The organism is Rheinheimera gaetbuli, from assembly GCF_054781935.1.
On the sequence record NZ_BAAGTL010000025.1, the window covers coordinates 258516 to 266902 of the forward strand.

Sequence of the window (8387 nt, forward strand, 5' to 3'; positions counted from 1 at the left end):
ATCGATTGTATAGCAAACAGATACAGGGTCAACAAACAACATACGCGACTGTGACCCAGGGTTACCGCAGCCGGTTAAATGCCGGTTCATCAAAATAATCATAATCACCCAACTTCAACGCCTGCTGGCGGCGGGTGTGCTCTTTGGGTTTACGCTCAGCAATGCTGACACCGAATACGTCTTGGTGTACCAGCTCCATCAGTTGCTGTACTTCCGCACGGCTGCAAAGCTCTAATAACTCACCAGCATGGATAAAACCCTGAGTGCGCAGGCGCAGCGCTGTATTGTCTTTATCCGCCTTGCTGGCCTGGAAGATATCGCTAAATTGCTGCTTCAGGTTGATAAAAAACAGCTCGCGCTGGGCGTAGTTCATTTGCTCTCCTTATTTTGCTTGAGGTGGCGTCCCTGCCCGGTTAATCCCTGTTACATCCTGTCAATGCATCCTGCATCTTCTCCTGGTCTACTGTAACTGTCATCAACAGTGACATGTCATCCGTGTGCTGTCATAGTAAGGCGTTTCTAAATTGACGCCATACTGTGCAGGTATTCAGTGTATGGTTTTCAGGCAGATCGTTTGGTTTTTATTCGTTTTGGCATTTTTATAGCAAGCAAAATGGCATAAATTGCCAACCAGGACTGTATGTACTGTTACACAGATAAATAACGGGCAATAACACTATGGAAGTAACCAATACCGGCTGGCCGATACGCTGGGAGCTGTTAATGCGCTACCGGCTGATTGAGATAGTGGCGCTATGGGAAGGCCGCTTAACCACCAACCATTTATGCAATAGCTTTGGTATCGCCCGCCAGCAGGCGTCCAAGGATATTAATGCCTATTTGCGAGATGTTGCGCCTGGCAACCTGGTGTATGACAGCAAGCTTAAGGGTTATAAGCCTAGTGACACTTTTGCACCAAAAGTCACCAGCGGCCTGGCGGATGAGTACTTGCATGCCCTTGCCAGCACTAAAGATTTTGCCCATACCTTTAGCCAACTCGATTTAGGTTTTGCCCATACCGAAATGCTAAGCCCACCTATTCGGCAGGTAAACCCGGATATTTTACGCGCCCTGGTACAGGCGGCCCGTGACGGTAAAAAGATTGATATGGGCTATGTGTCGCTAACCAGCCCGGATGAAGAAAGCCGCATCATTGCGCCGCATACTTTAGTGTGCACTCACCTGCGCTGGCATGTGCGGGCCTATTGCGAGAAGAACCGAGACTTTCGCGATTTTGTACTGAGCCGATTTCGCAGTATTAATGACATTGAAGGCGATGCGGATAAAAAACGCGAGGATGATGAGCGCTGGAACACAATAGTGAACATTATCCTGGTGCCAGACTCTCGCTTAAGCGATTACCAAAAAGCCATCATCGCCGAAGACTACAACATGATCGAGGGCAAACGGGTAATACCGGTGCGCTCGGCTTTAGTACCCTATGCCGTGCAGGCACTGAACCTGGATTTAGCTAAAATAGAAGCCCGCCCCGAGGCGCAGCAAATTATGGTGGCCAATTTAGATGAAGTAAGAGCACATGCATTCTAACGATAAATGTGTAACCAAAGGATACAGGTTAAATTTTAGCTAAGCATTTAATGCTTTTCAAAAATTAGCCGACAACCTAAGCTCAGGCAATGCAAAGAGGAGCCATCGCCATGAGCCAATACATAACCCTTAACGTGACTGAACAGCAAACCAATGAACTGCGTTACCTGCACAAGGTCATGCAAGCAATTCAGATTTTAGGCGAGCAGCCAAGCCTGAACGTGGTGGCCTACGGCAAAATATGGCGCTACGGCGACTTACTTAAAACGGCCGTACGTTACGCCGCACTGGCCGAACTGCATGGCTACGACACCAGCGCGTTTAAGCATTGGTTTGAAAAAGACATGGCGGTGTTTGAAAAATATGGCGTGGTGATGCGAGTTAGCTGACGCTTAGTTTGCCATCCAGGGCATTAATCAGGAATGGAGTATGAAGCGGGAATTACTATTTCCTGCTTACACGACAAATTGGCTACAGCTACCCAGAGCCAGATAACCAAGAGTATACAAACACAATGATTGGCAAACCACTTCACATATAGACGGCTTAACGATTTATCCCTTGGCGCCTATTTGATACCGACCTAAAGGGCGAATATAAGCCGTTCACGCACATCATGCCTACATCAGCGCTCATCAGGCTATTTTTGACAGACCATAACATGGTCCTAAGGGGTGGATGATGGTCAAAATGGAAACGTTTAACTTGTGGCCATTTAGTGGCCACAAGTTAAACGTAATGCCTTTGAGTGCGTTCTACAGCATTAAGTCTTAAATTTTTCTTACGAAAAATATCAATTGATACAGTTATTTATAATGCCATAGTAATATTCAATATGCTTTGACATGCACTTAGTCACCCCCTTGACATGGTGGGGGTCGGTGGTTCGAGTCCACTAGGACGCACCAAAAATTCCAACAAAAACAGCACCTTAACGGTGCTGTTTTTGTTTCTAATTTCGGTTTGGAAATGATTGGAAAAGCTTTGGAGAAACAAAGCTCGAATTCAAACAAAACTCCCCTATACGATTTACCTAAAATCCACGCTAAAAGTGCTCTAAACACACCTGCTCTAATTGTTAAATTATTGCAGTTACCTGGACGCATGCTTACCAGGCAAAATTCTCCTATTGGCTCCTTATTTAGATTTGACGAAACATCATGGTCAATCAAAAAAGGACACTTCTATGACTACTTCAATTCAGTCGGCAATACGGGTATACCAGAGGGCAAGTAAATCGCCATGGGATGACACGTCAACCTATCTGCTGTTAGCCAGCAGCAAAAGTGGCAGCAATGGTGAGCCGGGGTATATTCGTCCATCGGTACCACCATTTGGTGCAGCGTCAGTGGACGGCCTTCTAATGCCAGACTGGCGCGCAAGATATGATGACGCTTGGCTTTATCAGCATCGCTCCAATCCACGAGGATGAGGGGGTGTTTGCCCTGGCACAGCAAACGGGTCATTGCGCCGCAGATTAACGGGGTTTCAGCCTGGAGTGCCGCATTACTGAGCAAGCGGTCAGCACGTTTAATGCCGTGCTTCTCATTATTTTGGTTCTCATATTCACGGCTAATAGCGGTAACCGTGCAGCAGCCTCTTTTCATCAGGCTTTGTGCGGCGGCACTTAGCGCAGAAAGTCTGGCTTTATGCATACTTTTGGGGGGTGACAAATGAGAGGAAATCGGCGAGCATTGTTTTTACATTCATGGCTGTTAGTGGCATGGTTTAGTTTTGGCGAACGATCAGATCGGGAACGGCCATGAATGTTCCCTTCGCCCTTAACTATTTGTTTTATCTACGCCATTCGTGGGGATTCGTCAGCTAAATGGGTCTAATCCGGTCCAAAGAGAGATTCTCTTTTTGACGTCTGTTAATTTGAGGAATGATTACCCTCACAGCGCTACGTACCATGCTCGGCGCACAACAAAAAAAGCCTGCGATTTTCATTACAGGCTTTTCAGTCAATTCGGCTTTTATTAATTAGTTTTTTTAATTCTGCCGCAGTGTGACGTTAGGTCTTGTATTGGCGGCTATAAGCGTAATGGTGGAAATAGTAAGTGCAGTCAGCAAGGTCACCATAACACCGGATAAAAGATATATAAACACTGATTGTTCAATTCTCTCATTAAAGTTTTGAAGCCAATCAGTAACCAGATAATATGCGATAGGAAAAGCAATGAACAAGCTTATCCCGTTCAGTATTATGTAATCTTTAGCCAGCAAGAAAATCAGACGATTGCGTGATGCCCCCAAGACTTTGCGTATCGCGATTTCTTTCGCTCTACGGTTAGCAGTAAAAGCAGCAAGTCCAAACATACCAACACAAGTAAGACAAACCACCAGTGTAGAGAATATTAATACCAATAGAGCCAATCGACTGTCTTCTGCATAAAGTAACTTGTACTTGTCTTCCATCGATTCGATTTCAATCGGATTCAGATTCAGTCGCTCTTTCAACATGGCTCTGATGTCGCTGCGGATTTGAGGCGAATCTTCCTCCACCTCAATAATCATGGAGCTGGTGTGTGACCAGGAAAGACCACAAGCCAGCATCATTGGAAAAGAAGCGTCCTTCACTGAGCCAATCTTGATATCTTTAAACACTCCGACAATTCTGCCTTTTACGTTTGGTAATTGACCAGCCGAAAAGTATGCCACTTTACCTATTGCTTCCTCCGCATTGCTAAATCCTGCTAAAGCCAATGTTGAAGCAGGGATCATGATTGCAACTGACTTGTCAGTGCTGTCATACCAATCAGACAGTCGGTTAAAGTCCCTGCCAGCAATGAGTTCCAAGCCCAGTGCTCGAACCGCGTTATAGCCTGTGCTTCCGTAAGCTAAGCTATGAGAGAAATCCGGCACTCCCTGGATCACGAAGTCACGGACACCTGTATTGGCACCACGAGTAAAGTCATAGTCAGTCGGGGTAGCTGAAACAACCCCTTCAATCCTTTCTAGGTCCTCAAACAGGGTCTTGGTGTCGCTTCTGAGTCTGGCTTCAAGTGCTTCATCATTTAAATCCTGATGATAGAATATTTTACCTTCAATGATGTCATCCACTCTTAACCTGTTGGTCTTTTCATAGTTAACTGGGAAGTTGTACAAATAACTAAGCTGAGAATAGATACTAAAGGACACAATAATAAATCCAACAGACAAAGCCGACTGAATTACCAACAGTATTTTACGCACAAAAATTGCGGTTTGGCCTCTCTCTAAGTCTCCGCTCAATACCCGCTTTGCATTAAATGAAGAAATATAGAATGCAGGATACAAGCCAGAAACCAAACCAACGACGCCAACAAAAAATAACAAAAGTGCTCCGGAAAGTCCCCAATAATTTATGGTAAGGTCTCTACCAACTAACAAATTAAATTCACTAAGTGACAGTTCCGCCAGACCGCAAGCAATCAGGCCAGAAAGCATACTTACCAACACAGATTCAATCAGGAACTGACTGACCAGTTGACCTCTGACCGCCCCCAGAGTTTTTCTTATCCCGACTTCTTTCGCTCTCTGCCCTGCCCGAGCAACATTCATATTGATAGAGTTAAAGCTAGCAATAACCACTAACAAAACACTCAGGGCAATACTGATATTCACCGCCAACTGAGAACCTCCCACTTTCATTTCTTCCCTGAGATTGGGGGATAAATGGATATCATGGATAGGCTGAAGCTTTTGTGTCAAGCCCTGATCATCTGGCCAGATCTTGGCCATGATGTTGCCAATATCCTTTTCAATCTGCTCTACTTCAGCATCTTCAGTCAGACGAAGATAGGTATAGGAAGCTTTACCTTTCACTTCCAGAGCGAAATCGGCGGAGACAATCGCCTCCATATCCAAGTGAGTATTTGCAGGTAAATCTTCAAAAACAGCGACGACTGTCCAAACGCTTCGAGCAGATACAAGTTTTTCCCCAAGTACTTTTGTATGGCCGAAAAACCGGATAGCCTGAGATTCAGAAAGTGCGATATTCGATGGTTCGGTAAGGGCTCTGTTAATATCCCCTTCAATGACGTTGATATCGAAAAAATCCATCAGACTATTAGTTGATGCATAGATCTTTTGGATCTCTAAATCTGTATTATTAACAATTACTTTTGTATTGATTAGCCAGTTCCCCACAAGTAAACCCAGGTAATCTTCCACACCAGGTATCTTTTTATAGTATTCAAAAGCATGGGGGCTATTAAGGGAATAAACTCCCCCCGAATCCCTATGCTCTTCGAGAATGCGATATGTCCGGTCAGAATTAGGATGACTTTTGTCGTAGGACAATTCATGCAATGTAAAGAGAGACACCATCAAGGCGGCAGCGAGTCCGATAGACAATCCAAATATATTCAGGGCAAGATGCATTTTATGTCGGGCCAGAGACCGAGCACCTGTTGTAAGGTAGTTTCCGATAAGATTTATACTAAGCATTTACAATCCCTTCCAACTGAACTTCCTGCACCTGAGACGAAGCGACGTCTGAAGACAATTTGCCATCAAACAAACGTACTATTCGACTGCTGTATTGCACATCTATTTCAGAGTGACTCACCATGATTATGGTAGTTCCTTCTTTATTCAGTTGTTGCAGCATTTCCATGACTTCGGTACTGTTTTTCGAGTCTAGGTTACCGGTTGGCTCATCCGCCAAGATCAGTCTTGGCTTAATCACCAACGCTCTGGCCACAGCTACACGCTGTTGTTGCCCACCTGATAATTGTTGAGGTAAGTGATCTGCTCGATGTTCGATGCCAAATTTTGTCAAAATCTCCAGTACGCGGGATTGACGCTCTGACTTAGGAATATCCAGATACCTGAGGGGAAGCTCAATATTTTCATAGACAGTCAGATCATCTATCAGGTTAAAACTTTGAAATACAAATCCAATTGATTCCTTACGTAAATTAGCCAATTGTTTCTCACTGTTCCCAGCGATATTTTTTCCTTCGAAAAAATACTCACCGGAAGTAGGATGTTCAAGCATGCCAAGTATTGACAGTAGGGTCGACTTGCCGCATCCGGAGGGGCCCATAATCGCTATAAATTCCCCTTCTTTTACAGTAAGATTTATTGAATTCAGTGCTGCCGTTTCTATGTCAGCCGTTCGAAATACACGTGACAGATTTTTTAGTTTTATCATGAGTCCGCTCCTGCTATTTAAGATGTAATATTTCTGATTTATCGAAGCCGTTGTAACTAGAGGTGATGACCATTTCACCCACCTCAAGCCCCTCCAATACTTCAAAGTAGTTTTGGTTTATCTTACCCAGTACGATGGAACGCTTGGATGCACTGGTACCGTCTCCATTTAAAACGAAAACCCAATGACCGCCAGTGTTTCTATAGAAAGGGCCACGCTCAATCATTAATACTTCTTCATCTGAGTCACTCAGTACTATTTCCATATCTATGGTCTGACCATTTTTCACAGTCAATTCCCCTTTGCTAAAATTTTTTGGAATTTCAGCTTCTACAATAAACTTCGACTCAATGACACGACTTTCTATTTTGGAAATAGTGCTTTCGACCTTTTCACCGTTGATTTTCAGTACGACCGGCATATCAAGAGAAATCTGGTTCAAGTAGTACTCATCCACTCTCGATACCACCTTGTATTTATCAGTAATATCAACCTTACCTAGTCTTTCGCCTTCCCGTTTACTTTGCCCAAGTTCGATATTGAACTCACTCAGCCGCCCGGTCACAGGCGCTCTAACTAAAAGGTTTTCTAACTCCTTACGAGCAAATTGTAAATTTTCCTTTTGTGCTTCAACCTGTTTCTCAAGCTGAGTAATTTGTACTTTAATGACGGACTCTTCTTTCTGCTTGCGCTCTCCTAACAGATCTTTTCGTTTTTGGTAGTACTCCAGATCTTCCAGATATTCAGTCAACTGGTCCTTGGCAATTATTCCCTTTTGTACCAGAGGTTCAATTTGCTTAATTTTACGCTGTAGCTGTATGATCATCCTATCGCTGTTCAATATATCTTGCTCAAGGCTTAAGGTGTTAGTGTCCATGGATATCTGCGTGTTTCTGAACCGGTCAAGCTGTTCTGTTACCTGCGCTTCCAGACTGAACACACTGAGTTGCAGTGAAGTATTGGAAAGCCTTACAAGTGGCTGGCCCTTCTCAACATAATCCCCCTGCTCAGCAAAGCGCTCTTCTACGCGACCACCGGAAACGACATCAAGGTATATCGTAGTTTTGGGAATAACATTGCCTAATACGTTTACGGTGTCGGAGAACTTGTCCAGTCTGGTTTTTTTAAACTGCAATCCTTTTGCTTCAACACGCTGCTGTGTACCGACATGACCGGGCGACGAGAAAAGTTTGAAGGCTACCCCAGTGGCTAAAACCACCCCCATAGCAATGTACGCGAGTCTTCGCTTGTTTCGATGAAAAGGAGTTTTTATTCGTCTATCCATATTTATCTTCCCAGTTTTTTCAACAACCCACATTCTACCTTAGCAATATAAGTGCCAAAATAAATATGATTAATATCAAACATATATATTAAATTTAATAAAGCACACCTTCAGAAATGTCCATTTATGGACGCAGCGAGTGTCCATTTATGGACATCACCATTTAAGTAATGGTAGCTTAAGGATGGGTTTCAGAAAGCTTATTCATGCAACAAAAATAAGTTCTGCTTGGAACTAATGACAAAAACTATTAACCGAATTTCGATTATCAGTCATTGCAAGCAGGACAATTGATCAGTTTTGGCTTAGATAAGCCCTCCCAAATAAAAGAACCGTAAAAAGACTAAATAACTGATCCTAACTCTGATACACCCGCTGTAAACCATGACCACCTCCTGGAAACGGAGCTGCGTT

The 8387-nt window shown here is 43.9% G+C and carries 8 protein-coding genes; 3 read left to right on the forward strand and 5 right to left on the reverse strand.

Going from position 1 to position 8387, the window contains the following annotated elements:
• Positions 1-61: 61 nt before the first annotated feature.
• A complete protein-coding gene (locus tag ACYVIC_RS16320; protein WP_460861666.1) occupies positions 62-373 on the reverse strand; it encodes a hypothetical protein in 312 nt (103 codons plus the stop codon).
• Between the two features lie 305 nt (positions 374-678).
• Here ACYVIC_RS16320 and ACYVIC_RS16325 point away from each other — a divergent pair, with 305 nt between their 5' ends.
• From ACYVIC_RS16325 to ACYVIC_RS16335, 3 genes are all read left to right on the forward strand, one after another.
• Positions 679-1548: a WYL domain-containing protein gene (locus tag ACYVIC_RS16325; RefSeq protein WP_460861669.1), complete on the forward strand. Its 870-nt coding sequence runs from the start codon at positions 679-681 to the stop codon at positions 1546-1548.
• A gap of 110 nt (positions 1549-1658) precedes the next feature.
• A complete protein-coding gene (locus tag ACYVIC_RS16330) occupies positions 1659-1937 on the forward strand; it encodes a hypothetical protein (RefSeq protein ID WP_460861671.1) in 279 nt (92 codons plus the stop codon).
• Between the two features lie 13 nt (positions 1938-1950).
• A complete protein-coding gene (locus tag ACYVIC_RS16335) occupies positions 1951-2043 on the forward strand; it encodes a DUF4113 domain-containing protein (protein ID WP_460861683.1) in 93 nt (30 codons plus the stop codon).
• A 695-nt stretch (positions 2044-2738) separates the two neighbouring features.
• Here the strand turns inward: ACYVIC_RS16335 and ACYVIC_RS16340 are convergent.
• From ACYVIC_RS16340 to ACYVIC_RS16355, 4 genes are all read right to left on the reverse strand, one after another.
• Positions 2739-3155, reverse strand: coding sequence for a hypothetical protein (locus tag ACYVIC_RS16340; RefSeq protein WP_460861672.1), 417 nt, complete (start codon positions 3153-3155; stop codon positions 2739-2741).
• Positions 3156-3540: 385 nt separating this feature from the next.
• Positions 3541-5979 carry an ABC transporter permease gene (locus tag ACYVIC_RS16345; protein ID WP_460861673.1) on the reverse strand — a complete coding sequence of 813 codons (2439 nt, stop codon included), beginning with the start codon at positions 5977-5979 and terminating at the stop codon, positions 3541-3543.
• Positions 5972-6688, reverse strand: a complete 717-nt coding sequence (locus ACYVIC_RS16350) for an ABC transporter ATP-binding protein (protein WP_460861674.1) — start codon at positions 6686-6688, stop codon at positions 5972-5974. Before ACYVIC_RS16350 ends, ACYVIC_RS16345 begins: the two co-directional genes overlap by 8 nt.
• A gap of 13 nt (positions 6689-6701) precedes the next feature.
• Positions 6702-7973, reverse strand: a complete 1272-nt coding sequence (locus ACYVIC_RS16355; RefSeq protein WP_460861676.1) for an efflux RND transporter periplasmic adaptor subunit — start codon at positions 7971-7973, stop codon at positions 6702-6704.
• Between the last annotated feature and the right edge of the window lie 414 nt (positions 7974-8387).